We start from the raw sequence: 26,819 nt of genomic DNA, 5'->3' as shown, positions 1-26,819 counted from the left end.
GCCCCCCAACGTACGGGAGGTCCGTCGGCCTTGCTCCAGTTCCTCGCCGATCCGGCCGTTCACCTCGCGGTGAACCCGCTGGACGCGTCCTCACTGCTCGCCGCCTTCGGCGCGCTCGGCATCGCCGCGGTGCTGTTCGCCGAGACCGGCCTGCTGGTCGGCTTCTTCCTGCCCGGTGACTCGCTGCTGTTCACCGCCGGACTGCTCTGCGTCCCCGGCGCCACCAAGGGCCCACAGCTGCACCTGTGGCAGGTGCTGCCCGCCGCCCTGGTCGGCGCGCTCGTCGGAGCCCAGGTCGGTTACCTGATCGGCCGCCGCGGCGGCCGGGCGCTGCTGGCCCGGACCCGGCGCAAGAGCCTGCTGGAGGGCGTGGCGCGGGCCGAGGAACTGCTGACCAAGTACGGGCACGGCAAGGCGATCGTGCTCGCCCGGTTCATCCCGGTGGTCCGTACGGTGCTGAATCCGCTCTGCGGCGTACTCGACGTGCCGGTCCGCTCGTTCACCCTCTGGCAGGTGCTCGGAGGCGTGGTCTGGACGGTCGGCGTGGTGCTCGCCGGGTACGGGCTCGGCTCGTCCGTCCCCAGCATCGACCGATATCTGCTGCCCATCATCGGTCTGGTAGTAGTTGTCTCCGTGCTCCCCATTGTTCTCGAACTGTTCCGCGCCCGTAAGGCGCGACGTCACGGAGGTGACATGTGACGCCATCCCGGGCGCTCGCCGTGTACGACGGCAGCGGAATCGACGGCGGCCTGTACAGCCGGGTCAACGGCTGGGCGCAGTCCGCCCCGCACTGGTTGGACGAGCTGATCAAGGTCTGGTCGGCGCTCGGCCTCGGACTGTTCGCGGTCTTCATGCTCCTCGCGTGGTGGCGGGCGCGCGGCGCGGACTCGGCCGTGATGGCCAGGGTGCTCGCCTCGCCGGTGATCGTGGTCGTCGCGTACGGCGTCAACTCGGTGTTCAAGGGCGCGGTCGAGGAGCTCCGGCCGTGCGCCCAGATCCCCGGCAGCGTCGCGCTGGAGACCTGCCCGGGCACCGGGGACTGGTCCTTCCCGAGCAACCACTCGGTGATCGCCTTCGCCGCCGCGGCCGCGCTCTGGTTCGTCGACCGGCGGCTCGGCTGGGTGGCCGGCCTGTTCGCGGCGCTGATGGCCGCCTCCCGGGTCTGGGTCGGCGTGCACTACCCGCACGACGTGGCGGTGGGCGCACTGGTCGGGCTGCTGGTCGCGGTGGTGCTGGCGCCGCTCGCCGGGCGCTGCGGACCGCTGGTGGACCGGATGCGGGCGGGTGCGCTGCGTCCGCTGCTCGGGCCGGGCGCGCTGCCCCCGGTCGACCGCGGCTACGCGACGCAGGGGCGCTGACCCCGCCGCCGACGCCGCCGGGAACTCCGACGCCGCTGCGCGCTCGGACGCCGTTTCTCGGGCCGCCCGCCCCTTGTCCGGTTTCGGACGACGGGTGGAGCATGTGAGCCGGGCGTGGGGCCTCCTCCGGGGGGCGCCCGCCCGGCTCAGTCGTGCTCGGGCGCGCCGGCGCCGGGCGTGCCAGCGGAGGGAGTGCCGAATGCCGTACCGACTCGACATCACGCAGGGGGACTGGCCGGGGGACCTGCTGCACAAGGGCGTCGAGGGGCTGCTGGCCGAGGCCATGGTGCTCACCCTCGCCACCGCGGGGCACGAGCACGGCCCGCACGCCAACCTGGCCTTCTTCGCGTACGACGACGACCTCGTCCTCTACTTCGTCAGCGAGCGCTCCACCCGGCACAGCCACCACCTGGCCGAGGAGGCCCGGGCCGCCGCCACCGTCTTCCTGCCGCCGCCGGCCTTCGGCGAGCAGCTGCGCGGCCTCCAGCTGACCGGCAGCGCGGGCGAGGCCTGGGGGCGGCAGGCCGAGGCGGCGCTGGCCGCCTACCAGGGGCGCTATCCGGCCTTCGCGCGGGACGAGGAGGCCCGGCGGCAGTTCCTGACCGGCGGCGGGGCGGCGGCGCTGTACCGGTTCCAGGTGGAGGAGCTGACGGCGGTGGACGAGCCGAACTTCGGCCGGCGCAACTACCTGCGGGCGCGGGTGGTGCGGTCGTAGCCGCCCCGGTCGTCCCGGCGGCCCCGGCGGCCGCGACCGCCGGGGCCGTGGGCGCCACCGCCGAATAGCCGTCGGGTTGTCTGTACAACTTCCCAGGTGATTCATCTCCGGGACGGCAGCCCGACGCCCCTCGGACACCCGGGCGCATCAGCCTGGACGCATGAGAGTCATCGTCGTAGGAGCAGGCGTGCTCGGCAGCATGCACGCCTGGCAGGCCGTCGAGCGCGGCCACGAGGTCGTCCACCTGGAGCGCGAGACCGAGGCCCGCGGCGCCTCCGTGCGCAACTTCGGCCTGGTCTGGGTCAGCGGCCGGGCACAGGGCGAGGAACTGGACACCGCGCTGCGGGCCCGCGAACTGTGGGAGTCCATCGGCGCCCGCGTCCCGGACCTCGGCTTCCGGGCGAACGGGTCGCTCACCGCGATCCGCACCGAGGCCGAACTGGCCGTCGCCGAGCAGGCCCTGACCCTGCCGGACGCCGCCGCCCGCGGCTACCGGCTGCTCGACCCGGACGAGACCCGCGCCGTCAACCCGGCCCTGCGCGGCAAGCTGCTCGGCGCCCTGTGGTGCGAGCGCGACGCCGCCGTCGAGCCCCGCACCGCCCAGCGCGCGCTGCGCGGCCACCTGGAGTCCACCGGCCGGTACACCTTCCTGCCCGGGCGCGAGGTGCGGGAGGTGGTCGGCGAGAACGCCGTCCGCGACGACCACGGCGACGTCCACACCGGCGACCTGGTGATCCTCTGCACCGGCGCCTGGCTCGGCGGCCTGGTCCGCGAACTCGCCCCCGCCCTGCCGGTCCGCCGGGTCCGCCTCCAGATGATGCAGACCGACCCGCTCGGCGAGACCCTGACCACCTCCGTCGCCGACGGCGACAGCTTCCGCTACTACCCGGCCTTCGCCGGCACCGCCCTGGACCGGCTGCGCGAGACCCAGCCGCAGCCGCCGGTCGCCGCCGAGCACAGGATGCAGCTGCTGATGGTCCAGCGCCGCGACGGCGGCCTGACCATCGGCGACACCCACGAGTACGACCAGCCGTTCGGCTTCGACGTCGTCGAGGACCCGTACGACCACCTGGCCGGCGTGGTCGAGGAACTGCTCGGCCGCCCGATGCCGCGGATCCGCCGCCGCTGGGCCGGGGTGTACGCCCAGTGCGTCGACACCACCCGGGTCGTCCACCGCGAGCGCGTGCGCGACGGCGTCTGGCTGGTCACCGGCCCCGGTGGCCGCGGCATGACCTGCTCGCCCGCCATCGCCGAGACCACCGCCGAACTCGCCAACCTGTAAGGAACCTTGTTGTGACCACCGATATCCGCCTGGTCGTGCTCGACATGGCCGGCACCACCGTCGCCGACGACGGCCTGGTCGAGCAGGCCTTCACCGCGGCCGCCGCGTCGCTCGGCGTCGAGGCCGGCAGCCCGGAGTTCGACCCGATGCTGGCCCACGTCCGGGCCACCATGGGCGAGTCCAAGATCTCCGTCTTCCGGCACCTGTTCGGCGAGGAGGAGAAGGCCCAGCGGGCCAACGCCGCCTTCGAGACCGCCTACGACGACCTGGTCGACGCCGGCCACTGCGCCGCCCTGCCCGGCGCCGCCGAGGCCATCGCCGAACTGCGCGGCCGGGGCCGCAAGGTGGTCCTCACCACCGGCTTCTCCCGGACCACCCAGGACCGCATCCTGGACGCCCTGGGCTGGCGGTCCGTCGCCGACCTGACCCTCTGCCCCGCCGAGGCCGGCCGCGGCCGCCCGTACCCCGACCTGGTGCTCACCGCGCTGCTGCGCACCGGCACCGACTCGGTCCACCAGGTCGCGGTCGCCGGCGACACCGGCTACGACATGCTGACCGGCACCCGGGCCGGCGCCCCGGTCGTCGCCGGCGTCCTCACCGGCGCCCACGACGAGGCCCGCCTGCGGGCCGACGGCGCGACCCACGTCCTCGGCTCGATCGCCGAACTGCCCGCCCTGCTGGGCTGATCCGGCACCCCGCCCCGGGCCCGGCCCGGGGCGGCGGCCGTCCGGTTCAGGCGCCCGCCCGGCTCGGACGGTCGACGGTTCGGACGGCCGACGGCCCGGGCCGGCGCACCGACCAGAGCACGGCGCCGTCGATCAGGACGTTGCAGCCGAGGAACAGCAGCAGGTAGGCGGGGGAGTCGACCTCGCCGGGGAGCTTGGGGGCGACCCGCCCGGCCGGGTCCATCCGGACGGTGACCACGTCTCCGCGCTTGAACAGCGCGTCGCGCTCCTCCAGCGGGCCGCCCGGGACCTCGTCGTTCAGCTCCGTGGCGGCCAGGGTGTACGCCCGCCCGGTGCCGTGGAGCGAGTCGGTGACCTTCTCGTCGACCACCACGGCCCGCACCGTCCGGCCCGAGCCCAGGATCAGGTTGGTCCAGGCGGTGGAACCCGCGAGGTACGCGACGAAGGCGACCGCGCAGATGCCCGCGCTCCAGCCGAACATCCTCTTCTGGAACGCGGGGTTGGTGTCGGCGTCGCGGCGCAGGGCGAACGCGATCAGCATCACCAGGGGGTAGCCGAACCCGACGATGGTGGCGAGGAACGAGTTGACGTAGACGTCCAGCGCGATGACGGCGACGAGCATGGCGGTGGAGAGCGCGATGAGCGCCACCGCGCCCCCGAACCGGCGCGGGCCGCTTCGAGTCCCCTGGCCGGGCGGAGCGACCGTCATCCGAAGGCCTTCCGGACGTTGTCCCACTGGTCGGGCGGCACGGTGTCGCGGCTCTCGTCCCGGGGCGGGTGGAAGGAGATGCCCCGGTACGCGGCGGCGACCAGCGGCAGCCACTCGTCCCAGTGGTCGACGTCCTCGGTGGTGAAGACGGCGGCGACCACGTACGGGCTCCACGGGTGCGGGATCAGCAGTTCGAGCTGGCGGACCGTGCCGACGGCCGACTCCGGTACGCCGAAGACCGCGCCGGGCACCGGGACGGTCAGCTCGCGGGCGGCCAGGGCGGCGCGGCCGAGCGGCAGGTCCACCACGCCGACGTCGGCGTCCGGCCAGGCCTCGGCCAGCTCCGCGGCGACCCGCGCGGGGTAGCTGCCCGGCGCGCCGAGGTCCTGCGGGCGGAGGAAGACGGAGAGCACGCCGTGGATCGGACCGCCGTCCCCGGCCCGGACCAGGCAGCCGGACACGTGGACGGCGCCCTCCCGCAGCTGGGCCTGGAGCGCGGTCTCGGAGGCGATCACGGCGGCGAGCTTCTGCTCGGCCCCGGCCTCGGGGAAGAGCGCGTCCAACTGCTCCGCGGCCCGGGCCATCCGGTCGCCGGGGTCCTCGTCCAGGTCGACGGCGGTGAAGCCCGCGGGCAGGTCGAGCCAGAGCGGCGGGGCGGTGGCGCCCGGGGTCTCAGCGGCCATAGCCGGCCGCCCATCCGCCCATGCCGAGCAGGTTGCCGACGGTGGACACGCTGCCGATGATGACGTTGGCCTTGCCGCCGCCGGCCGCCATGCCCGCCGAGCCGATGACGCTGTTGCCACCGGTCGTGTAGTTGACCGCACCGGCGAGGTTGTCGCTCGGGTTGTCCTGGGTGAGCGCGTACGCGGTCGGGGCGTTGAGCCCGGCGGTGGTGGCGGCCTGGACGCCGTCGGAGACGTTCATCGCGGTGGCCTTGGAGACGCCGAGCTTGATGGCCGGCTTCTCGATCGCCGTGGTGAAGACCGGGTTGGCCGGGTCGATCCCCCGGGCGGCGGTCCGGACCTCGGTGGACCCGGCGGAGACCGCGCCGCGCACGCCCGCACCGGCGGCGCGGGCCTCCCGGACGGCGGTCACGCCCTTGGCCGCGACGCCCACGCCGGGGATCGCGCCGAGGACGTCGCCGCCCAGGGTCAGCCAGTTGCCGATGTTCTTCTGCGGCGGCCACAGCTGGCCCTTGGCGGCGTACTGGGTCGCGTGCGCGCCCGCGGCGGCGGCGCTCAGCAGGAGCGCCGGCAGCGCGAAGGCGGGGAAGAAGATCGCCGCGACGCCGCAGACGCCGGCCGCGACGGTCAGCAGGTCCGCGCCGTGGTTCTTGAACCAGTCGCCGACCTTGCTGAGCCAGCCGGGCTCCGGCGGGGCCTTGCTGTCGGCGGCCTTGCGGACGGCCTCGGCCGTCTTCTTCGCGTCCGACTGGTGGGTCCCGGCGAGCTCGTGGGCCTGCTTCTGGAGGCCGGCCAGCTCGTTGGAGGCGCTGGTGAGCAGGCCGGCGGCCGAGTCGAGGTGGCTCTTCGCCGTGTTGTAGCGCTGTTCGGCGGCGGCGAGGCTCGCGTCGTCGGAGTAGTGGCGGCCGGCCAGTTGGAGGTCGGGGGCGGCGGCCGCGGCGCTGTGCGCCCGGTCCGCTTCGTCCTGCTTCTTCTTGGCGGCGACCGCGGAGGCGGCCAACTCGGCCGCCTTGGGCTGGTGTTCGGTCAGCGCCTTGTACCAGACATCGAGCGCGGTGTAGGCCGCGGTGATCGAGTCGGCGGCGTCCTGGAGGTAGCCGGGGAGCTTGTCGAACTGCTTGGCGAACTGCTTGGCGGCCTCGCCCGTCCACTCGCCCTGGTTGGAGGAGAGCTGGGAGAGCGTGGTGTGCACGCCGGTCAGGTGCTGGCCCACCCGGCGCAGGCCGGCGCTGAGCGCGGTGACGGCGGCGGAGTCGCCGGGGGTGGGGTTGAAGCCGAGGCCGGACCAGTCGGGCGCCGGCGGCGTCGGGGCGCTCACGACTGCCCCGCCGGGGTGAGGACCTTGACGATGCTCTGCTCGGTGCCGTCGTAGTTCTTCTGCACCTGCTCCAGGCCCTCGTCCAGGACCTTGACGCACTCGCGGACCTTCTTCAGGCCGAACTGCCACTTGTCCTTGAAGTGCCCGCAGGCCTCGTCCAGGAAGTCGAAGCCGGTGCCGGTGTGGCCGGCCGCTTCGAAGGCCTTGAGCCCCTGTTCGAGTTCGTCGCCGCAGCCTTTGAGGTCCTGGGCCAGCTTGGCGAGGAATTCTGAACTGACTTTGAAGTCGGACACTTTCGCCCCCCGATGCGTCGTTTGTCGGACCGGGCGAGCATAGCCCCGACCAGTGCGCCGATGATCGCCCGCGCAGGGGTCCGGGGGAGGATGTTTGCGGGACCTTTACGGGCCGTCGACGCCTTCTTGACGTCGGCGGCCCGGCCCGGGACGTACCCGCGGGGTCGGTCTCAGCGGCGCCAGAAGCCGCGCTTCTTCGGGGTGACGAGCCGTACCACGGCGGTGACGAACAGTTCGGCGACGGGCGAGGGCCCCGGGCCGTGGTTGAGGTGGCTCTCGGCGGTCCACTCGCCGAGGACGGTGCCGGGGCTGCCGTCGAAGGGGCTGAACGCGTGCTCCAGGGTCATGTAGCGCACCGACCTGGCGCCCTGGGGCTGGACGGCGGCGACGAAGTGGGCCTCGGTGGCGCCGACCGCGGTGGGCAGGGTGACCAGCAGCATGTGGTGGCCGTCGACCGACAGGTGCCGGCAGTCGAGGCCGTGGTGGGGCAGGCGGTCCTCGGGCGGCAGGGCGGCGCCGAGGTCGTCCCAGATCTGGGTGACGACGGGCAGCAGGCTGCCGCCGTCCGGGGTCGGGGTGGCCACGCGCGGGCCGAACTCCAGTACCTGGCGGGCGAGTTCGCGGTGGACGAAGCGGTAGTGATGGGGTCGGGGGTCCGTCATGGGGGACACCGTAGCGAAGGCTTCGGGGCGGGAGGTCGGCACGTCCGACGTCCCGCCCCGAAAGGGTGGCTGACCAGCGTATTCGGAAATTGACGAACCGTCAGAACGGCGTCAGGAGTGTCCGCCCTTGAGGTTGAGCACGACCACCCCGACGATCACCAGCGCTATGCCCACCAACTGGAGCCGCCCGAGCGACTCGCCGAAGGCGACCACGCCGATCCCGGCGACCGCCGCGGTGCCGGCCCCGGACCAGACCGCGTAGGCGACCGAGACCGGTATGTGCTTGAGTGCGCGGCCGAGCAGCACGAAGGAGAGCGCGTAGCCGATGCCGACGCCGAGGCTCGGCCAGAGCCGGGTGAACCCCTCGGTGAGCTTGAGGCAGCTGGTGGCGCAGACCTCGCTGACGATGGCGAGGGCGAGCAGGAGATAGGGCATGTCAGGGTCGAACCGCGCCGGGACCGGCGAGCTTCCCGAGCAGGGCGAGGTCGGCCTGCTCCAGGCTGGCGAGCAGGGTGATCCGCTCGCCCCGGGGCATCGGCACCGCAGTGGACGGCACGGCGAGCACAGCGCAGCCGGCCGCGGTGGCGGAGGCGACCCCGGTCGGGGTGTCCTCGACAGCGAGGCAGGCCGCCGGGTCCAGGCCGAGCCGCTCGGCGGCGGCGAGGTACGGGTCGGGCGCGGGCTTGGTGCGCTCGGTGTCCTCGGCGGCCAGGGTGACGGCGAACCAGTCCCGGCCGATGGCGGACAGCACCAGGTCCACCACCCGGCGCGGGGAGGCGGAGACCAGCGCGGTGGGCACCCGGGCGTCGCGCAGCGAGGCCAGCAGGGCGAGCGCGCCGGGGCGCGGAACGGTTTCGGCGGCGACCTTGCCGGCGAAGGAATCGCCGAGCCGGGCGGCGAGTTCGGCCTCGCCGAGCGTGGTGCCGCTGACCCTGTGCAGGTGGGCGGCGGTGTGCTCGATGGCCTGGCCGAGCACCTCGGGGGCGTCCTGGTCGGTGAGCGGGCGGTTCAGTTCCTCGGCGAGTTCGGCGGCGGCCTGCCACCACAGCTGCTCGGTGTCCACCAGGGTGCCGTCCATGTCGAAGAGGACGGCGGCGGGCAGGACGGCGGCGGGCAGCGCGGCGGGCGGGGCGGAGTTCCCGGGCAGGGCGGAGTCGGGCAGGGCGGAGTCAGGCATGGCGGTACCTTCGGTGGTTCTTCGGTGCTCCGGTGGACGGAGCAGGGAGGTACGAGGTTCTCAGGCGGTGCGGCGGTCCACCAGCACCGGGCGCTCCGGCAGGGTGAGCGCGGCCCGGGCGCCGGCCGGCAGGGCGGCGGCGGCCTCGGTGGGCAGGTCGGCCTTGACCTCGGTGCCGTCGTCCAGGCGGACGGTGAGCCGGGTGACGGCGCCCAGGAAGGAGGCGGTGACCACCAGCGCGGGGCCGTCCTCGGCCGGGGTCAGGGTGACGTTCTCCGGGCGGACCAGCACCTGGAGCTCGCCGTCGGCCGGGATCGCGCCGTCCACCGCGTGCCGGCGGCCGAGCACCTCGACGCCGTCCGAGGTGCGGGTGCACGGGATGCGGCTCATGGTGCCGACGAACTCGGCGACGAAGGCGGTGGCCGGCCGGCTGTACAGCTCGGACGGGACGGCGCACTGCTCCAGCCTGCCGGCCCGCAGCACCGCGACCCGGTCGGCCATCGACAGCGCCTCCTCCTGGTCGTGGGTGACGAACAGGGTGGTGATGCCCAGCTCCTGCTGGAGGCGGCGGATCTCGTCGCGCAGCTGGAGGCGGACCTTGGCGTCCAGCGCGGACAGCGGCTCGTCCAGCAGCAGGACGCGCGGCTGGAGGGCGAGCGCGCGGGCGAGCGCGATGCGCTGCTGCTGGCCGCCGGACATCTGGTGCGGGTAGTGGTCGGCGCGGTGCGGCAGGCCGACCAGCTCCAGCAGCTCCTGGGCCCGCTTGCGGCGCTCGGCCTTGCCGGTGCCGCGCATCCGCAGCCCGAAGGCGACGTTGTCCAGGGCGGTCAGGTGCGGGAAGAGGCTGTACGACTGGAACACCATGCCCGCGTCGCGCTTGTGCGCGGGGATCGCGGTGATGTCCCGGCCGTCGACCAGCACCTCGCCGGAGTCGTGCTGCTCGAAGCCGGCCAGGATGCGCAGCGCGGTGGTCTTGCCGCAGCCGGACGGGCCGAGCAGGGCGATCAGCTCGCCCGGGTGGACGGTCAGGTCCAGGCCGTCGAGGGCGGTGGTGGCGCCGAACGCGCGGCGCAGGGAGCGGAATTCGACGGTGGCGCTGCCGGGGGAGAGCGAGACGCCGTTGGCGATGGCGGTGGCCGTGGTCATGACTGGTGACTCCGGGGGGTTTCAGGAGGTGGCGGTCTTGGCGCGGCGCTCGCGCCCGGCGGTGGCCAGCAGGAGCAGCAGCAGCCAGGTGAGCAGCAGGCTCAGGATGGAGACCGCGACCGACATGTGGGCCTGGCTGTTGCCGACCGAGTAGATCCAGACCGGGAAGGGCTGGTAGCCGAGGATCGAGGCGGTGGTGAACTCGCCGAGGACCAGGGCCAGGGTGAGGAAGGAGGCGTTCAGCAGGGCCCCGCGCAGGTTGGGCAGGACCACGGTGAACACCGCGCGCGGCCAGCTCGCGCCGCAGTTGCGGGCGGCCTCGACCAGGGTGCGCACGTCCATCGAGCGCAGGCCGGCGTCCAGGGCGCGGTAGGCGAGCGGCAGGGCCATCAGCACGTAGGCGACGACCAGTACCAGCGGGAAGTCCGGGTCCTGGACGAACACGAAGGTCTGGAAGAACGGGGTGTCCATCAGGTAGTCCGGGCCCCAGCGCAGCACGCCGATGAGGCCGGCGGTCAGGGCGACCGGCGGGACGACCAGCGGCAGGGTGCAGAGCACGTCGATGACCGGGCGCAGCTTCGGCGAGCCGAGCCGGACGGCGATCAGGGCCGGGACGAGCAGGAGCAGCAGCACCACGACGGTGACCACGGCGAGGCCGAGGGTCAGCCAGAGGCTGTCCAGGAAGCCGGGGGCGGAGAGCAGTCCGGTGTAGGCGGAGAAGGAGATGCCCTTGGGCTCGTCGATCGAGAACCAGAAGGAGGCCGCGAGCGGGACGACGAAGTAGACGCCGGCGAGCAGCAGCACGGCACCGCGCCACCAGCGCACGTCGCGTCGGCCGGGGCGGGCGGGGGTGGTCAGCTGAGCCATCGGGCGCTCCGGCGCTGGAGGGGGAGGTACACGGCCATCACCAGGACGGCCACGACGATCATGTTGAGGCTGAGGGCGAGGGCGAGGTTGCCCTGGCCGACCAGCACGTTGCCGGAGAGCGCGTCCGCGATCGAGCGGCTGACCAGCGGGACGGTCGCGCCGACCATGGCGGCGGCCGTCGCGTAGGCGGCGAAGGCGCTGCCGAAGAGCAGCACGAAGCCGCCGAGCAGGGAGGGCAGCAGGATCGGCAGGGCGACGTGGAGCCAGTACTGGACGGTGGTGGCCCGGTTGTTCTGGGCCGCCTCGCGCCACTGGGTCCGCAGGCCGTCCAGGGCCGGGGTGATGGTGAGCACCATCAGCGGGATGAGGAAGTACAGGTAGACGACCGTCAGGCCGGTGAAGGAGTACAGCGACCAGCCGTGGTCGGTGAGGTGCAGCAGCCTGGTGATCTCACCGGCGTTGCCGAGGGTGGCGACGAACGCGAAGGCGAGCGGCAGGCCGCCGAAGTTGGCGAGCACGCCGGAGGAGGTGAGCACCGCCTGGCGCAGCCAGCCGCGCCGGGAGGTGACGACGGCCTGGGCGAGCGGTACGCCGAGCACGGTGGCGAGCAGCGCGGTCAGCGCGGAGAGCTTGAGGCTGCTCAGCATGGCCGTCCGGTAGCCGCCCTGGACGGAGGCCGTCAGGTTGTCGAAGGTGAACTGCCCGGCGCCGCTCTCCGCGTCGCTGGAGGCGGTGAACGCGCCGATCACGATGGCGACGCAGGGAAGTCCGAAGCCGATCAGGAAGAACAGCAGCAGCGGCACGGTGGCCAGCCAGGAGGCGCCGCCGAGGCGGGCGAGCGGCCGGCGCCGCGGGGCGGGGGCGGTGCTCGTGGGGGAGGTGGTCGTGGCGGTGGCGGACGCCCCCGCGCCGCCACCGGGGGAGGTGGCGGCGGGGGTGGTCGGCACCGGGGTGGGAGCCGTGGTCATGAGTGCCTTTTCTCAGCCCGAAGTGCGGTACGTGGCCGGGGTGTCAGCCCGCGACGGCCTTGGTCCAGTTCTCGGTGACGACCTTCTTGGCCGCGTTGATCTGGTCGACGGTCGGGAAGGTGGTGAACGGCTTCTCGACGGCCGGCAGCTTGGCGGCCGCGGTGGTGTCCAGGGTGCCGTCCTTCTTCAGGGCCTCGAAGGTGGACGGGGTGGCGTAGCCGCCGAGGAAGAGGTTCTGGCCCTCGGTGCTGAACAGGTACTCCTGCCACAGGCGGGCGGCCGCCGGGTGCGGGGCCCACTTGTTGACGGCCTGGTTGTAGAACTGGGCGTAGGAGCCGTCGGTCGGGATGGAGACCTTCCAGTCGACGCCCTTGTCCTTGAACTCGTCGGTGTAACCGGCGTTCAGGTAGGACCAGTCGATCGAGATCGGGGTCTCGCCCTTCTCGATGGTGGCCGGGGTCGACTCGACCGGGTTGAAGTTGCCGGACTGCTTCAGCTTGCCGAAGAAGTCGATGCCGGGCTGGACGTTGTCCAGCGAACCGCCGTTGGCGAGCGCGGCCGCGTAGACGCCGCCGAAGGCGGAGCCGGACTTGGTCGGGTTGCCGTTGAGGGCGACCTGGCCCTTGTACTCGGGCTTGAGCAGGTCGGCGAAGGTCTTCGGGCAGTTGGCGATCTTCTTGGCGTCGCAGCCGATGGAGACGTAGCCGCCGTAGTCGTTGACGGCGGCGCCGTTCGCGTCCTTCATGGTGTCCGGCACCTTGTCGAAGGTGGCGACCTTGTAGGGGGCGAGGATGCCGTCCTTGACCGCCTGGAGGGCGAAGGCGCTGCCCAGGTCGACCACGTCGGGGGCGCGGTCCTGGCCCTTGCGGGAGTTGACCGCGTTGATCTCGTCCTGGCTGGAGCCGTCCGGGTTCTCCTCCTCGACCTCGATGCCGTACTTGGCCTTGAAGCCGTCGATGATCTTGCCGTAGTTCGCCCAGTCCCGGGGCAGCGTGATGACGTGCAGCTTGCCCTCCTTCTTGGCCGCGGCGATCAGGCCGTCCATGCCGCCGAAGTCGGCGGCCGAGGTGGCCGTCTTGGCGTCCTTGGCGCCGTCCTTGGCGGCGTCGCCGGACTTGGCGCTCGAACCGGCGGAGCCGCAGGCGGTGAGGGAGAGCGCGGCGGCGGTCAGTACGGCCGCGAAGGCGGCGGCGCGGGCGCGGTGCACGGTCACGGGGAAGTCTCCTGTTAAGGGGGCGTACTGCGAGGGGCGTTCGCGGGGGGTTCCGCGGGCCTGCGTCTCGCGAAGGGCGGCGGACCGGCCGGGTGAGCGATCGATCGACGTCGTCCGAGTTGACTAGCCAACTTCGCTGACAGCAGTAAGTACGCCGGAGGCCGGTGACGGGAAGATGAACGGACGGCCCAGAACCGGGGTCGGCTGCGGGAACGGTGGAATCCGGCCATCGGAGCGTGAACCGTTCGGTGCGATGCTTCGAAGGCGCAGCGGGATAAGGTCGGGCAGTCCGCGCCGGCACGGCTGCGCAGGACACCGCCCCAGGAGGGACATTGACTGACGTGGCAACTGAGCCCCAGCGCCCCGGGGCCGAGGGGCGCCCGGCCGCCGGGGACCGCTCGGCCGCCGCGGAGCCCGCGGCCGAGCGCCCCGGCGCGCTGTACCGGAAGGTGGCCGCCGACCTGCGCGAGGCGATCACCACCGGCGCGTACGGCGAGGCCGGCCGGCTGCCCGCCGAGGGCGCGCTGGCCGAGCAGTACGGCGTCTCCCGCGGCACCGTCCGCCAGGCCCTCGCAGTGCTGCGCTCCGACGGACTGGTCACCTCCCGCCGCGGCACCCGCCGGGTGGTCCTCGGCGGCGCCCGGGTGCAGAGCTTCTCCGAACTCCTCAGCTTCACGCACTGGGCGTACTCGATGGGCGAGGAGCCCGGCGGCATCCTGGACTCGCTGGTGCGCCGCCCGGCCGACGCCGCCGAGCGCGAGCAACTGCGCCTGGAGCCGGGCGCCGAGGTGTACGTCATCGTCCGGCTGCGGACGCTGTCCGGCACGCCGGTGATGGTCGAGCGCACCGTGTACCCGCCGCGGGTCGGCGAGATCGTCGCCGAGCTGCCGCCGGACGTGGTCTCGCACACCGAAGTGCTGCGCGAGCACGGCATCCTGTTCACCGACGCCGACCACACCATCGACGTCGTCCCGGCCAACGCCGAGGACGCCCGGCTGCTCGGCTGCCGCCGGGGCGGTCCGCTGCTGCGCGAGCGGCGGCGCACGACCGACCCGACGGGCACGCCGGTGGAGTGGTCCCAGGACCGCTACCTGCCCGGGACGGTGGCGTTCAGCGTGCACAACTCCCTTGCCACCTCGGCGCTTTCGCGGCACGCTCGGGAGCTGGACTGAGCCCCTCGCGCGTGCCGCACGGGCGTCCTCACGGCGTCAGCGCCCTCACGGCGTCAGCGCCCTCACAGCGTCAGCGCCCTCCTGCGGCGAGCGCCCTCGCCGCGTGAGCGTCCTCACCGCATGAGGGCGGCGAGCAGCGGGCGGTAGTGCTCGAAACCGGGCGTCGGGGCGCCCGCCACCTTCGCCTGCTCGTCCCAGCGCCGCACCGCCACCGCGTCCCGCGCGCCCGGGAGTTCGGCGAAGGCGGCGGCCCGGCGCTCGTCCATCGGGCCGCCCTGGACGCCCAGCGTGTACTCGGAGGCCGCGGAGAGCCGCTCCCGGTACCCGGGCTCGACCGCGCACAGGTAGCGCTTGGCGGCCACGTGCAGCCGGACCGGCTCGGTGACCTCCGGGCCGAACCAGCGGGCCAGCCAGTCGGCCCCGGAGTCGCTGTGGCGATTGTCCTGACCCTCCATCAGATCCCGTCCGTGCGCGGACCCCTGGCCGTGCTCGTCGAAGAAGTGGCCGACGTCGTGGAGCAGCGCGGCGGCGACCAGGTGCGCCGGCGCCCCGGCGGCCTCGGCGGCAGCGGCGGCCTGGAGCATGTGCTCGGCCATGGTGACCTCCTCGCCCAGGTACTCCCCGGCGCCCTCGCCCGCGAACAGGGCGGCGATCGCGTCCAGCGCGGCGGCGCGGTGGCGCAGCACCGCAAGGGTGCTGTGCAGGGAGTCGAGGTCGGCGTAGCAGCCCTGGAGGTGGCGGTGGCCGTCCTGCCGGAAGGCCGTCCGGGCGTGCATCAGGCGGGTGTTGTCGAAGATCAGGCAGTCGCCGGGGCCGAGGCGGAAGGTGAGCCGGAGCCCGGGGCGCAGGGTGATCGCGGCGAAGCGGCGGTAGGCGGCGTAGAAGGCGTTCAGGCCGTCCGGGGCGCCGGCCCGGACCGTGCCGATCGAGCGGTTGTTGAACCTGACCTCGCGGATCCGGCCCAGCGGGTCCACGTCGATCAGCGGGCGGTCGGCGCGCAGTTCGGTGCCCCGGTCGCGGAAGACGAACGGGACGGGCGTACGGGTGAGGACCTCGAACGCGGCCGGCGCCTCCTCCCGGAGGAGCGCCGCGGCCTTGAACCCGTCCACCAGCCCGGAGTCGCCGCCGGTCGCCGAGTTCTCCAGGCAGTGCAGCAGCTGGAGGGTCGGCACCGGGTCCCGGTACGGGTTGTCGGTGTGCGGGGCGATGGCGACGCTGGTGAAGGCGAGGTTGTTCGGGTCCGGCTCGACCCGGACGTCGAACAGCTCCCCGTAGTTGGTGACCCGTACGTGGCCGAAGCTCTCCGCCACCCGCAGCACCTGCCGCTCGACGGCCGGCACCCCGCGCAGCACCGCGAAGCCGTCGTCCCGTACGGCGGCCAGCACCGCGGCCCGCTCGGCCGGGTCGGCCAGGTAGGCCTCCCACCGCGCCTGCGGGAGGCCGGACGCGAAGTCCGCCGCCGTCCAGAGCCGCTTGCCCCGCTCGGTGCGCCCGTCGCCCTCGTCGGCCCGGTCGAGCCACTCCAGCGGGTAGCGGGAGCGGTGGCCGTCCGACCAGCGCACCTCCAGGTGTCCGTCGGCCTCCGCGCTCCCGGCGACCGCCAGGTCCTCGGGCAGGTCGTCGATCTGGAACAGCTTCTGTCCGTTGCGCGGGTCCCGGCACTCGGCGCACGGGCAGTTGTCGCGCAGCCAGTACGGCGGCAGTTCGGTCATCGGTCTTCTCCTCGGCGGCACTACGGCTGTCGTATGGGCTGAAGTTGTATAGCCAACTTCAAGCTCTGTCCGGGAGCCTGCCTGCCGCCGGTGAGTTCCACGTGCCGGGCGGGTGAACGCTTCGGAAACTGTGCCGGCGGGCGGTTCCCGCGGGCTGTTCGGGTGAGGGGCACGGGGTGCGGGGCGTTTCGGGGAGGGGAGGCGCCCGGGCTGGGGCACTGTCGGAGGACTTCCTCCTGCTTCGAGAGGCGATCGGCCATGGCCCATTCCTCCTCCAATCCGCCCGGCTCCGGGCACACCGGGCTGCGGCGCGAGGTCGGCGTCATCGGACTGCTCTGGGCCTCGGTCGGGGCGATCATCGGCTCCGGCTGGCTCTTCGGGGCGCAGAAGGCGGCGGTGGCCGCCGGGCCGGCGGCGCTGCTGTCCTGGGGCATCGGCGCGGTGGCGATCATCCTGCTGGCGCTGGTCCACGCCGAGCTGGGCGGGCTGTTCCCGGTGGCGGGCGGGACGGCGCGCTACCCGCACTACGCCTTCGGCGGGTTCGCCGGGATGTCCTTCGGCTGGTTCACCTGGCTGCAGGCCGCGACCATCGCGCCGATCGAGGTGCAGGCGATGATCAACTACGCCCAGCACTGGAGCTGGGCGGACGGCCTGCTGAACAAGAACCTGACCCTGACCGGCTGGGGATTCGTCGTCGCGGCCGCCCTGCTCGGAGTCTTCGTCGCGGTCAACTTCCTCGGCGTGCGGCTGCTCGCCCACACCAACAGCGCGGCCACCGTGTGGAAGGTCGCCATCCCGGTGCTGACCATCTTCGCGCTCGGCCTCACCGAGTTCCACGGCTCCAACTTCGACGTGCACGGCTTCGCGCCGGACGGCGCCAAGGGCGTGCTCACCGCGATCAGCAGCAGCGGGGTGATCTTCGCGCTGCTCGGCTTCGAACAGGCCATCCAGTGGGCGGGGGAGAGCCGCAACCCGCGCCGGGACATCCCCCGCGCGGTGCTCGGCTCGGTGGTGGTCGGCACCATCGTCTACGTGATGCTCCAGGTGGTGTTCATCGGCGCACTGCCGCCGGAGACCTTCGCCCAGGGCTGGAGCACCCTCGACTACCCCGGGATCAGCGGACCGTTCGCCGGCCTGGCGACCCTGATCGGCCTGGGCTGGCTGGCCACCGTGCTGTTCATCGACGCGGTCATCTCGCCGGCCGGCACCGGGCTGGTCTACATCACCTCCAGCTCCCGGGTCACCTACGGCCTGAGCCGCAACGGCTACGCGCCGCAGGTGCTGCAGTCCACCGACAAGCGCGCGGTGCCCTGGCTGGGCCTGCTCATCGCCTGGGTGGCCGGGGTGATCTGCTTCCTGCCCTTCCCGAGCTGGCAGCGGCTGGTCGGCTTCATCACCTCGGCGGTGGTGCTGATGTACGCGGGCGCCCCGCTGGCCTTCGGGGTGCTGCGCAAGCGGCTGCCGAAGATGGAGCGCTCGTACCACCTGCCCGGCGGCTCGGTGATCTCGCCGCTGGCCTTCGTGGTGGCGAGCCTGGTCATCTACTGGTCCGGCTGGGACACCCTGTGGCGCCTGGGCCTGGCGATCGTGATCGGCTACGCGCTGCTCGGCGGGTACTCCTGGTACGCGCGCTCCAAGGGGCTGCCGAACGCGCCCCGGATGGACTTCCGGGCCGGGCAGTGGCTGCCGGTCTACCTGCTCGGCATGGGCCTGACCTCCTGGCAGGGCACCTTCGGCGCGGGCGCCAAGGGGAACCTGCCGCTGTGGTGGGACATCGTGGTCGTGGTGGTGTTCTCGCTGGTCGTCTACTACTGGGCGCTGGCGATCGCGCTGCCGACGGAGGAGATCGAGCGGAACATTCGCGGCGTCGAGGTGGTGGACGTCAACGGGCACTGAGCCCGGGCACGGCCGAGGCCCCCGCAGGATGTCCTGCGGGGGCCTCGGCCGTGGGAGCCCGAACCGCTCAGGCCGGGACGGTCGCGCTCCAGGCGGCCTCGGCGGCGGCCAGCGCGGGCGCCGGGTCGGCGTCCGTCGCCCCGGCCAGGCCCGACAGGCAGGCGCGGACGGTGTCCAGCGCGGCCGCCCGCCCGTAGTGGTTGACCCGCAGCATCGAGCCGGCCAGGGCGCCGCCGCCCGGCTGGACGGGCAGGGCCGGGTCGAGGCGGGCGGCGAGGGCGGTCGCGTCGACGCCGTCCGGGGTGCGCAGGGTGGTGGCGACCGGGGCCGCGTGGGCGTCCTCGACGACGTACGGGGCCAGGGTGCCGAGCGCGCGGACGCCGGCCCGGGTGGCGGCCGAGGCGGCGCGGTGGCGGGCGATCACGGCCGGCAGGCCGTCGGCGGCGATCCGGTCCAGGCAGGCGCCGAGCGCGAGCATCTCCAGCTGGGCCGGGGCGTGCGGCAGCACCGCGCGGCCGGCGTCGGTCCAGCGCTCCTTCCAGTCGAGCAGCGAGAGGTAGGAGCGGCGCGGGGCGGCCGGGTTGGCGGCGATCCGCTCCCAGGCGCGCGCGGAGACGGAGACGGCGGAGACCCCGGCCGGGCCGCCCATCGCCTTCTGGCCGCCGATGACGCACAGGTCGACACCCCACTCGTCGGTGAGCAGCGGCTCGGCGGCGACGGAGGCGACCGCGTCGAGCATCAGCAGCGCGCCGTGCTCGCGGACCACGGCACCGATCCCGGCGACCGGGTTGGTGTTGCCGGTCGCGGCCTCGGCGTGCACCAGGGAGACGAAGTCGATCCCCGGGTTGGCGTCGAGGGCCTCGGCCACCTGCTCGGCGCTCACCGCGCTGTCGAAGGGCACGGCCAGGTCGACGACCTTCGCCCCGCAGGAGCGCAGCCAGTTGCCGAAGGTCTGCCCGTACGGGCCGGTGACGATGTTGAGGGCGGTCGAGCCGGGGTGCGCGGCGCCGCGGATCGCGGCCTCCAGGGGCAGGAGCGCCTCGCCCTGGGTGACGATCACATCGGCCTCGGTGTGCAGCAGTGCGGCCACCCGGTCCTCGATCGCCGCGAACTCGGCGGCGCTGAGCGGGGGCAGGTCGAGGAAGGGACTCACGTCTTGATCGCCTTTCGCGGGGGTGGGGTGCGGAAACGAGTCTGCCGCATCATGACTGCTTACACGGAACCCGCCCGTCGGTAGAGTGCGGCCATGAGCGATGGCGCGGTGCTGCACGTGCGGGGTCGGGTGCTGGTCGGTCCGCAGGACGTCCGGGACGAACTCTGGGTGGTGGACGGCCGGGTGAGCTTCACCCGCCCGCCGACCGCCGGGGACGTGCGGACGGTGAACGGCTGGGTGCTGCCCGGCCTGGTGGACGCGCACTGCCACGTCGGCCTGGACGCGCACGGCGCGGTGGACGCCGCGACCAGCGAGAAGCAGGCGCTCACCGACCGGGACGCCGGCACCCTGCTGATCCGCGACGCCGGCTCGGCCGCCGACACCCGGTGGATCGACGAGCGCGAGGACCTGCCCCGGATCATCCGGGCCGGGCGGCACATCGCCCGCACCCGCCGCTACATCCGCAACTACGCGCACGAGATCGAACCCGGCGACCTGGCCGCCTACGTGCGGGCCGAGGCCCGGCGCGGGGACGGCTGGGTGAAGCTGGTCGGCGACTGGATCGACCGCGAGCGTGGCGACCTCGCCGCCTGCTGGCCCGGCGACGCGCTGGCCGAGGCGATCGCGGCGGCGCACGAGGAGGGTGCCCGGGTCACCGCGCACTGCTTCTCCGCCGAGTCGCTGCCGGACCTGCTGGCGGCCGGGATCGACTGCGTCGAGCACGCCACCGGGCTGACCGAGGAGCTGATCCCGGCCTTCGCCGAGCGCGGGGTGGCGATCGTGCCGACGCTGGTCAACATCGCCACCTTCCCGGACCTCGCGGCCGGCGGCGAGGCCAAGTTCCCGGCCTGGTCGGCGCACATGCGGCGGCTGCACGAGCGCCGGTACGACACCGTGGGCGCCGCGCACGACGCCGGCATCCCGGTGTTCGTCGGGACGGACGCGGGCGGCTCGCTGGCGCACGGGCTGGTCGCGGACGAGGTGGCGGAGCTGGTGAAGGCGGGTCTGAGCCCGGCGCAGGCGCTGTCGGCGGCGAGCTGGGGAGCGCGCGAGTGGCTGGGGCGGCCGGGCCTGGAGGAGGGCGCGCCGGCGGACTTCGTGGTGTACGCGCAGGATCCGCGGGCGGACGTCCGGGTGCTCGCGGACCCGCGGCTGGTGGTGCTGCGGGGGCGGCCGGTCGGGTAGGCCCGCGGTGTCCTCGGTCGGGCCGAGGACACCGCCCGCGGACCCCGTCGACCTGCCTCGATCCCATGATCATCCGCTGAAGGCGCTGTCGGCGTAGGCCGATAGGGTGGCGACCATGGCACCGCGTCCACTGAACGAGATCGTCGAGCCCGGCTGGGCCACCGCCCTGGAACCCGTCGCCGGACGGGTCGCCGCGATGGGCGACTTCCTGCGCGCCGAACTGGCCGCAGGCCGAACCTACCTGCCCTCCGGCCCGAACGTGCTGCGGGCCTTCCAGCAGCCCTTCGCCGACGTGCGGGTGCTGATCGTCGGGCAGGACCCGTACCCGACGCCCGGCCACGCCGTCGGGCTCAGCTTCTCGGTGGCGCCGGAGGTGCGGCCGATCCCGGCGAGCCTGATCAACATCTACCGGGAGTACGGCACCGACCTGGGCCTGCCGCAGCCGTCCAACGGGGACCTCACCCCGTGGACGCAGCAGGGCGTGCTGCTGCTCAACCGCGTGCTCACCGTGCAGCCGCGCAAGAGCGGCCAGCATCGCGGCAAGGGCTGGGAGGCGGTCACCGAGCAGGCGATCCGGGCGCTGGTGGCGCGCGGCGGCCCGCTGGTGGCGATCCTGTGGGGGAGCGACGCCCGCAACCTGCGCCCGCTGCTGGGCAACGTGCCGTCGGTGGAGTCGGTCCACCCCAGCCCGATGTCGGCCGACCGCGGCTTCTTCGGTTCGCGGCCGTTCAGCCGGGCGAACGAGCTGCTGGTGCGGCAGGGGGCGCAGCCGGTGGACTGGCGGCTGCCGTAGCCGCCGGTGCGGCGCGGCCGCTGTAGGCCGGTACGGTGCGGCCGCTGTAGCAGAGCTGGGTCAGCGCAGAACGCCAATCTCACTCCAACGAGTGAAATGACTTTCTGTGTTACTCATGTGACGGATTGTTCGAGAAGACTGGCGTCTCATCGTTTCATCTGTGTGGGGGTATCGCCATGTCTTCTCGCCGAATCGTTTCCGCCGCCGCGGCCACCGCCGTGGTGGCGAGCACCCTGCTCACCGCCGCGCCCGTCCACGCGGCCGAGCCCGCCCCGTCGCCCGGCAAGGCCCGCGCCGTCACCGCCGAACTCGACCTGGACGTCAGCCTGTTGAACAAGGCGGTGGACGTCCCGGTGAACATCGCGCTGAACAAGGTGGAGTCGCCGGCGCAGCGCGACGGATCGATCCTGACGGCCACGGTGGCCGGGGTCGACCAGACCGGCCCGGTCGAGCTCGTCAAGGCCGACATCGGCAAGTCGGTGACCAGGGTCGACGCCAAGGGCGCCACCGCCTCCGTCAAGCTGGTCAACGCCGACGTGCACGCCCCCGGGCTGCCCACCACCGCGCTGCTCGGCCTGGAGGCGATGAGCGCCGAGGCGACCTGTCCGGTCGACGGGCAGCCGACCGCCGACGTGGTCGCGCCGGTCAAGCTCAGCGTGCTCGGCAAGCCGGTCACCGTCGGCGTGTACGGCCCGACCAAGGTGGACGTGCCACTGGTCGGCAGTGTCTCGGTGGAGTTCTCCAAGAAGACCGTCACCACGACCACCGCCGCCGCCTCCGCGCTGGAGGTGCAGGTGGAGGTGAACCCGCTCAACCTGAACGTCGCCAAGGTCACCGGGAAGGTCACCGTCGCCTCGGTGAGCTGCGAGAAGCCCTCCGCGCCGTCGACCGCCCCGACCGCTCCGACCGCCACGGGTACCGCGCCGGCCGACACGTCCGCCAGTGCGCCCGCGGCTCAGCCGGTCGCCGACACCACCACCTCGCGGGCCGCCGGTCCGCAGGCCGCGGTGGAGAAGTCGGAGAAGGCGGAGAAGCTGGCCGCCACCGGCGGCAGCAGCGCCACCGGCCCGCTCGCCGCGGGGGCCGCCGCCCTGGTCGCGGGCGGAGCGGCCGCGCTGTGGGCCACCCGGCGCCGTCGCGCCGCGCACGCCCGTCGTCACTGACCATGCCCGCGCCGTCACCGACGGCACCCGGAACAGCGGGAGTGCCACCCCCGGCACTCCCGCACCGTGACCGTGCCAACGCGGACGGTTGGTTCACATGCGCGTTACACGAGAGGAACAACCGGGAAACGGCGGCTTGCAACGCTACGCGGGCACCCACCACCCAGCAATGCGAGGGACACGACGTGGCAATCAAGGCCGAGTACATCTGGATCGACGGCACCAAGCCGACCGCGAAGCTCCGTTCCAAGACTCGCGTCCTGCCCAACGCCGACAAGATCCCCACCTGGGGCTTCGACGGTTCCTCGACCAGCCAGGCCGAGGGCCACGCCTCGGACCGCGTGCTGGACCCGGTGCGCGTGACGCCGGACCCGATCCGCGGCGGCGACAACATCCTGGTCCTCTGCGAGGTCCTGGAGACGGACGGCACCCCGCACGTCTCCAACACCCGCGCCCTGCTGCGTGAGGTCGCCGAGAAGTACGCCGCGCAGGAGTCGATCTTCGGCATCGAGCAGGAGTACACCTTCTTCAAGGGCTCCCGCCCGCTCGGCTTCCCGGAGGGTGGCTTCCCGGCCCCGCAGGGCGGCTACTACTGCGGTGTCGGCGCCGAGGAGGTCTTCGGCCGCGAGATCGTCGAGCTGCACCTGGACCGCTGCATCGACGCCGGCCTGGCCATCTGCGGCATCAACGCCGAGGTCATGCCCGGCCAGTGGGAGTTCCAGATCGGCCCGGTCGACGCGCTGACCGTCTCCGACGACATGTGGATCGCCCGCTACCTGCTGTACCGCACCGCCGAGGAGTTCGGCATCGACGCCACCCTGGACGCCAAGCCGGCCAGGGGCGACTGGAACGGCGCGGGCGCCCACACCAACTTCTCCACCAAGGCGATGCGCGAGGGCTACGACGCCATCATCACCGCCTGCGAGTCGCTCGGCGCCTCCCAGGAGAAGGTGCTGGAGCACGTCAGCCAGTACGGCGACGACATCCAGTCCCGCCTCACCGGCAAGCACGAGACCGCCCCGTGGAACGTCTACAGCTACGGCGTCTCCGACCGCGGCGCCTCCGTGCGCATCCCGTGGCAGGTCGAGGTGGACAAGAAGGGCTACATCGAGGACCGCCGCCCGAACGCCAACGTCGACCCCTACGTCGTCACCCGCCTCCTGATCAACACCTGCTGCGCGGCCCTGGAGAAGGCCGGCCAGGTCTGATCCGCCGCCGTACCCGGCACCCTCGCCACGTCACGCCCGCAGGCCCCCTCCCGGTGCAGGAGGGGGCCCGCGGGCGTTGCGGCGTCGGGGCCTCCGAGGGTCGGGGCCGGGAGTCCGGGGGCTTGATCGGGGTGGGGGAGACGCGGAGAATCGGGGCATGACTGCTCCGGGCCGCCCCCTTCTCGTGCGCAGGCTGCACGTGGACCTGGGGCGGGTGTGGGCGGACGGGTGTCGCCGCGAGTGGGTTCCGACAACCGACCGCAGGCAGCACCGGCCCCAGGAGTGTGTCCGTCCATGGCTCTCACCTTCCACTGGTTCCTCCCCACCAACGGCGACAGCCGGCTGATCGTCGGCGGCGGGCACGGCTCCACGCCCGGCGCCGCCGGGTCGGACCGGCCGCCGGGCATCGGCTACCTCGGCCAGATCGCCCGCAGCGCCGAGCAGTTGGGCTTCGAGGGCGTGCTCACGCCGACCGGGGCCTGGTGCGAGGACGCCTGGCTGACCACCGCGATGCTCAGCCAGGTGACCGAGCGGCTGAAGTACCTGGTGGCGTTCCGGCCCGGACAGATCAGCCCGACACTGGCCGCGCAGATGGCCGCGACCTACCAACGGCACTCCGGTGGGCGGCTGTTGCTCAACGTGGTGACCGGCGGGGAGTCCGCCGAGCAACGCGCCTTCGGGGACTTCCTGGACAAGGACGCCCGGTACGCGCGGACCGGCGAGTTCCTGGACATCACCCGACGGCTCTGGGCGGGGGAGACGGTCGACCACCACGGGCCGCACCTGCGGGTCGAGGGCGCGCGGCTGAACCGGCTGCCGGACCCGGTGCCGGCGGTGTACTTCGGCGGCTCCTCCCCGGCCGCCGGCGACGTCGCGGCCCGGTACGCCGACGTCTACCTGACCTGGGGCGAGCCGCCCGCCCAGGTCCGGGAGAAGATCCGCTGGATCCGCGAACTGGCCGCCGCCCGGGGCCGGGCCGTCCGGTTCGGCATCCGCCTGCACGTGATCACCCGGGACACCGCCGCGCAGGCCTGGGCGGAGACCGAACGGCTGCTCGCCGCGATGGACCCGGCCCGGGTGCGGCAGACCCAACGGGCGCTCGCCGAGAGCGAGTCGGAGGGGCAGCGGCGGATGCTCGCGCTGCACGGCGGCTCCGCGCAGCGGCTGGAGGTGTACCCCGGCCTCTGGGCCGGCATCGGCCTGCTGCGCGGCGGCGCCGGGACGGCACTGGTGGGCAGCCACCGGGAGGTCGCGGACCTGATCTGCGAGTACCACGCGCTGGGCATCGACGAGTTCGTGCTGAGCGGAATGCCGCACCTGGAGGAGGCGTACTGGTTCGGGGAGGGCGTGCTCCCGCTGCTCGCCGCCCGCAACCTGTGGGACCGCCCGTGACGCCTGGAGCCGGGGCGGTCCGGGTGGCGCGGCCGGGACCGCCCCGGGGCTTCGCCCGACCGATCGCGGCCGGGATGCGGCCGATCGCGGCGGGGACGCCCCGGGGCTCCGCCCGGCCGATCGCGGCCGGCAAATCGCTGGTCAAGCGCCCTCACCGGACCGAGAATTCATGGCATGACCCAGCAGCCCCTGCTCCTGCTCGACGTGGACGGACCGCTCAATCCCTACGCCGCGCCGAAGCGGAGGCCCGAGGGCTACGCCACCCACCGGCTGCGCCCCTCCTGGTGGGTGGCGAAGCAGGAGCACCTGGCGGCGGTCCAGGCCCGGCAGGCGACCCGCGCCAAGCACGCCAAGCCGCCCGCCGTCCGGGTCAAGCCGCTGCGGGTCTGGCTCAACCCCTCCCACGGCGAGGCGCTGCTGGCGCTGCCGTACGAACTGGTGTGGGCCACCGGCTGGATGGGCGAGGCGAACACCCACATAGGCCCGCACATCGGCCTGCCCGAACTGCCGTACATCCGCTGGTCCGACCTGTTCGGGATAAACGCGGACGGGCTGCACTGGAAGACCCGGGACGTGGTCGCCTGGGCCGCCGGACGCCCGTTCGTCTGGGTGGACGACGAACTCGGCCCGCAGGACGAGGAGTGGATCGCCGCCCACCATCCCGGGCGGGCGCTGGCCCTGCACGTCAACCCCCGGATCGGCCTGCTGGCCGAGGACTTCGCCACGCTACGGGATTGGGCGGAGGGGTGTGCCGTTCCGGGGGCGTGAACGCAGAAGGGTGGGGCGCGCGGAGTGTGAACGGTCGGGCGGAATGCGCCGTGCGCCCCGTTGTGCTCGGGGCGCCGCCCTTTCTACCGTCCCGTCATGACCATTCTCACGGAGCCCATCGGCAGCATCCCCCGGCCGAGCAGCCTGCTCAACGCCCTCACCGAACACGCCGAAGGGCGGCTGTCCGACGCCGACCTGAAGAAGCTGCAGGACGAGGCCACCGCCGACACCCTGGCCAAGCTGGCGGAGCTCGGCTGCCCCGTCCTGGTGGACGGCGAGCAGGCCAAGCCGAGCTTCGTCACCTACCCCCTCGCCGGGCTGACCTCCCTCGCCGGGGACGGCGCCGTCATCCCCTTCGCCGACGGGCACACCCGGCAGCTGCCGCGGCTGACCGCCGGACCCTTCCGCTACCGCGTCCGCGCCGAGACCTATCTGCGCGAAGCCCTGCGCCACACCTCGCAGCCCGTCAAGCAGGCCGTCATCGCACCCTCCGCGCTGAGCCTGCTCTACCCGGCCGGCGGCATCGACGGGTACTCGCGCGAGAACTTCCTGAAGGACCTGGCCGACGAGGCCGAGGCCGACATCCGCGGCTGCCTGGACGCGGGCGCCCACGTCGTCCAACTCGACTTCACCGAGGCCAGGTTGTCGCTCAAGCTCGACCCGTCGGGCAGCCTGCTCGACGACTTCGTGGCCCTCAACAACCAGGTGCTCGACCGGTTCACCGAGGAGGAGCGGGCCCGCCTCGGCGTGCACACCTGCCCGGGCGGGGACCAGGACTCCACCCACAGCCTGGACGTCGACTACGCCGAGCTGCTGCCGAAGCTCTTCCGGCTCAAGGTCGGCAACTTCTACGTGCAGCTGGCGAGCGAGGCCGACCCCGACCGCGTGCTCGCCGTCATCGCGGATCAACTCCGCCCCGGAATCCGGGTGTTCGTCGGAGTGACCGACCCGATCGACCCCAGGGTGGAGAGCCCGGAGGAGGTGCGCGACCGGGTGCTGACCGCGGCCCGGCACATCCCGGTCGACCAGCTCGGCACCACCGACGACTGCGGATTCTCGCCCTTCGCCGACGACGCCTCCACCTCGCGGGACACCGCCTTCGCCAAGATCGCGGCCCGGGTGAAGGGCACCGCCCTGGCGGCGGAGGCGCTCGGGCTCCGGTAGCGCTCGTCGCGTCGGTGCGGGCCGTGCTGTTTGCGTGTCGGGCCGGCTGGTTGCCCGGCTGGCCGTTCGGCCGTTCGTTCGTCCGCCCGTCCGGCTTGACGGGCGGACGGCGGGCGTCCGGAGGGCGTTGGCGCTG

At 73.3% G+C, this 26,819-nt stretch carries 27 protein-coding genes; 14 read left to right on the top strand and 13 right to left on the bottom strand.

The window, feature by feature from the left end; translation table 11 throughout:
* The first annotated feature begins 30 nt into the window (after window positions 1-30).
* The 5 genes from ACFVUY_RS17740 (at window position 31) to ACFVUY_RS17720 (ending at window position 4,041) form a co-directional block, all read left to right on the top strand.
* Window positions 31-699 carry a DedA family protein gene (locus tag ACFVUY_RS17740; protein ID WP_387730838.1) on the top strand — a complete coding sequence of 223 codons (669 nt, stop codon included), beginning with the start codon at window positions 31-33 and terminating at the stop codon, window positions 697-699.
* Window positions 696-1,358, top strand: a complete 663-nt coding sequence (locus ACFVUY_RS17735; protein WP_387685711.1) for a phosphatase PAP2 family protein — start codon at window positions 696-698, stop codon at window positions 1,356-1,358. Before ACFVUY_RS17740 ends, ACFVUY_RS17735 begins: the two co-directional genes overlap by 4 nt.
* A 199-nt stretch (window positions 1,359-1,557) precedes the next feature.
* Window positions 1,558-2,073, top strand: coding sequence for a pyridoxamine 5'-phosphate oxidase family protein (locus tag ACFVUY_RS17730; protein ID WP_387685713.1), 516 nt, complete (start codon window positions 1,558-1,560; stop codon window positions 2,071-2,073).
* 160 nt (window positions 2,074-2,233) lie between these two features.
* Window positions 2,234-3,355 (top strand): TIGR03364 family FAD-dependent oxidoreductase, encoded by a 1,122-nt coding sequence (locus ACFVUY_RS17725; RefSeq protein ID WP_387730836.1) that lies wholly within the window; start codon window positions 2,234-2,236, stop codon window positions 3,353-3,355.
* Between the two features lie 11 nt (window positions 3,356-3,366).
* Window positions 3,367-4,041: a phosphonatase-like hydrolase gene (locus ACFVUY_RS17720; protein ID WP_387730833.1), complete on the top strand. Its 675-nt coding sequence runs from the start codon at window positions 3,367-3,369 to the stop codon at window positions 4,039-4,041.
* A 46-nt stretch (window positions 4,042-4,087) separates the two neighbouring features.
* Here the strand turns inward: ACFVUY_RS17720 and ACFVUY_RS17715 are convergent, their stop codons facing one another.
* The 11 genes from ACFVUY_RS17715 to ACFVUY_RS17665 form a co-directional block, all read right to left on the bottom strand.
* Entirely contained in the window at window positions 4,088-4,690 is a 603-nt protein-coding gene (locus ACFVUY_RS17715; RefSeq protein ID WP_387730830.1) for a hypothetical protein, read from the bottom strand.
* A 56-nt stretch (window positions 4,691-4,746) separates the two neighbouring features.
* On the bottom strand, window positions 4,747-5,433 hold the full coding sequence (locus tag ACFVUY_RS17710; protein ID WP_387730827.1) for a hypothetical protein: 687 nt from the start codon (window positions 5,431-5,433) through the stop codon (window positions 4,747-4,749).
* Window positions 5,423-6,751 carry a WXG100 family type VII secretion target gene (locus ACFVUY_RS17705; protein WP_387730824.1) on the bottom strand — a complete coding sequence of 443 codons (1,329 nt, stop codon included), beginning with the start codon at window positions 6,749-6,751 and terminating at the stop codon, window positions 5,423-5,425. Before ACFVUY_RS17705 ends, ACFVUY_RS17710 begins: the two co-directional genes overlap by 11 nt.
* Complete coding sequence (locus ACFVUY_RS17700; protein WP_387685725.1) at window positions 6,748-7,044, bottom strand: hypothetical protein; 297 nt, start codon at window positions 7,042-7,044, stop codon at window positions 6,748-6,750. Before ACFVUY_RS17700 ends, ACFVUY_RS17705 begins: the two co-directional genes overlap by 4 nt.
* A gap of 170 nt (window positions 7,045-7,214) precedes the next feature.
* Window positions 7,215-7,706, bottom strand: coding sequence for a hypothetical protein (locus tag ACFVUY_RS17695; RefSeq protein ID WP_387685726.1), 492 nt, complete (start codon window positions 7,704-7,706; stop codon window positions 7,215-7,217).
* A gap of 111 nt (window positions 7,707-7,817) precedes the next feature.
* Window positions 7,818-8,141, bottom strand: coding sequence for a DMT family transporter (locus ACFVUY_RS17690; protein WP_387685728.1), 324 nt, complete (start codon window positions 8,139-8,141; stop codon window positions 7,818-7,820).
* Window position 8,142: 1 nt separating this feature from the next.
* Window positions 8,143-8,883, bottom strand: coding sequence for an HAD family hydrolase (locus tag ACFVUY_RS17685; RefSeq protein WP_387730821.1), 741 nt, complete (start codon window positions 8,881-8,883; stop codon window positions 8,143-8,145).
* 60 nt (window positions 8,884-8,943) lie between these two features.
* Window positions 8,944-10,029: an ABC transporter ATP-binding protein gene (locus ACFVUY_RS17680; protein WP_387685733.1), complete on the bottom strand. Its 1,086-nt coding sequence runs from the start codon at window positions 10,027-10,029 to the stop codon at window positions 8,944-8,946.
* A gap of 21 nt (window positions 10,030-10,050) precedes the next feature.
* Window positions 10,051-10,896, bottom strand: coding sequence for an ABC transporter permease (locus ACFVUY_RS17675; protein ID WP_387685735.1), 846 nt, complete (start codon window positions 10,894-10,896; stop codon window positions 10,051-10,053).
* Window positions 10,884-11,864, bottom strand: coding sequence for an ABC transporter permease (locus ACFVUY_RS17670; protein WP_387730819.1), 981 nt, complete (start codon window positions 11,862-11,864; stop codon window positions 10,884-10,886). Before ACFVUY_RS17670 ends, ACFVUY_RS17675 begins: the two co-directional genes overlap by 13 nt.
* Before the next feature lie 43 nt (window positions 11,865-11,907).
* On the bottom strand, window positions 11,908-13,077 hold the full coding sequence (locus ACFVUY_RS17665) for an ABC transporter substrate-binding protein (RefSeq protein ID WP_387730816.1): 1,170 nt from the start codon (window positions 13,075-13,077) through the stop codon (window positions 11,908-11,910).
* A 341-nt stretch (window positions 13,078-13,418) separates the two neighbouring features.
* Between ACFVUY_RS17665 and ACFVUY_RS17660 the strand changes: the two genes are divergently transcribed.
* The gene (locus tag ACFVUY_RS17660) at window positions 13,419-14,249 is read left to right on the top strand and encodes a GntR family transcriptional regulator (RefSeq protein WP_387685741.1); all 831 of its coding nucleotides are present in this window, start codon (window positions 13,419-13,421) and stop codon (window positions 14,247-14,249) included.
* A 113-nt stretch (window positions 14,250-14,362) separates the two neighbouring features.
* On the opposite strand, the gene ACFVUY_RS17655 is transcribed toward ACFVUY_RS17660, so the two are convergent.
* Complete coding sequence (locus ACFVUY_RS17655; RefSeq protein WP_387730814.1) at window positions 14,363-15,961, bottom strand: TauD/TfdA family dioxygenase; 1,599 nt, start codon at window positions 15,959-15,961, stop codon at window positions 14,363-14,365.
* A 258-nt stretch (window positions 15,962-16,219) separates the two neighbouring features.
* On the opposite strand from ACFVUY_RS17655, the gene ACFVUY_RS17650 reads away from it, so the two are divergent.
* Window positions 16,220-17,857: an APC family permease gene (locus tag ACFVUY_RS17650; protein ID WP_380353748.1), complete on the top strand. Its 1,638-nt coding sequence runs from the start codon at window positions 16,220-16,222 to the stop codon at window positions 17,855-17,857.
* Window positions 17,858-17,924: 67 nt separating this feature from the next.
* On the opposite strand, the gene ACFVUY_RS17645 is transcribed toward ACFVUY_RS17650, so the two are convergent.
* On the bottom strand, window positions 17,925-19,010 hold the full coding sequence (locus ACFVUY_RS17645; RefSeq protein ID WP_387730811.1) for a pyridoxal-phosphate-dependent aminotransferase family protein: 1,086 nt from the start codon (window positions 19,008-19,010) through the stop codon (window positions 17,925-17,927).
* 93 nt (window positions 19,011-19,103) lie between these two features.
* Here ACFVUY_RS17645 and ACFVUY_RS17640 point away from each other — a divergent pair, with 93 nt between their 5' ends.
* From ACFVUY_RS17640 to ACFVUY_RS17610, 7 genes are all read left to right on the top strand, one after another.
* Window positions 19,104-20,195, top strand: a complete 1,092-nt coding sequence (locus ACFVUY_RS17640) for an amidohydrolase family protein (RefSeq protein ID WP_380553153.1) — start codon at window positions 19,104-19,106, stop codon at window positions 20,193-20,195.
* Window positions 20,196-20,310: 115 nt separating this feature from the next.
* Window positions 20,311-20,988, top strand: coding sequence for a uracil-DNA glycosylase (locus ACFVUY_RS17635; protein ID WP_359903447.1), 678 nt, complete (start codon window positions 20,311-20,313; stop codon window positions 20,986-20,988).
* Window positions 20,989-21,164: 176 nt separating this feature from the next.
* Window positions 21,165-22,151 carry an SCO1860 family LAETG-anchored protein gene (locus ACFVUY_RS17630; RefSeq protein WP_387730808.1) on the top strand — a complete coding sequence of 329 codons (987 nt, stop codon included), beginning with the start codon at window positions 21,165-21,167 and terminating at the stop codon, window positions 22,149-22,151.
* Window positions 22,152-22,336: 185 nt separating this feature from the next.
* Window positions 22,337-23,359, top strand: a complete 1,023-nt coding sequence (gene glnII, locus ACFVUY_RS17625; RefSeq protein WP_387685753.1) for a glutamine synthetase — start codon at window positions 22,337-22,339, stop codon at window positions 23,357-23,359.
* Window positions 23,360-23,653: 294 nt separating this feature from the next.
* Complete coding sequence (locus ACFVUY_RS17620) at window positions 23,654-24,751, top strand: LLM class flavin-dependent oxidoreductase (protein ID WP_387685755.1); 1,098 nt, start codon at window positions 23,654-23,656, stop codon at window positions 24,749-24,751.
* Between the two features lie 174 nt (window positions 24,752-24,925).
* Complete coding sequence (locus tag ACFVUY_RS17615; protein WP_387685757.1) at window positions 24,926-25,519, top strand: hypothetical protein; 594 nt, start codon at window positions 24,926-24,928, stop codon at window positions 25,517-25,519.
* A 96-nt stretch (window positions 25,520-25,615) separates the two neighbouring features.
* Window positions 25,616-26,683, top strand: a complete 1,068-nt coding sequence (locus ACFVUY_RS17610; RefSeq protein ID WP_387730806.1) for a cobalamin-independent methionine synthase II family protein — start codon at window positions 25,616-25,618, stop codon at window positions 26,681-26,683.
* The last annotated feature ends 136 nt before the right edge of the window (window positions 26,684-26,819 follow it).

Origin of the sequence: Kitasatospora sp. NPDC058063, assembly GCF_042885395.1 — a bacterium.
Taxonomy (GTDB): domain Bacteria; phylum Actinomycetota; class Actinomycetes; order Streptomycetales; family Streptomycetaceae; genus Kitasatospora; species Kitasatospora lactacystinica.
Note: the sequence above shows the minus strand (reverse complement) of the source record. Positions and strands in the feature narration are given on the sequence as shown.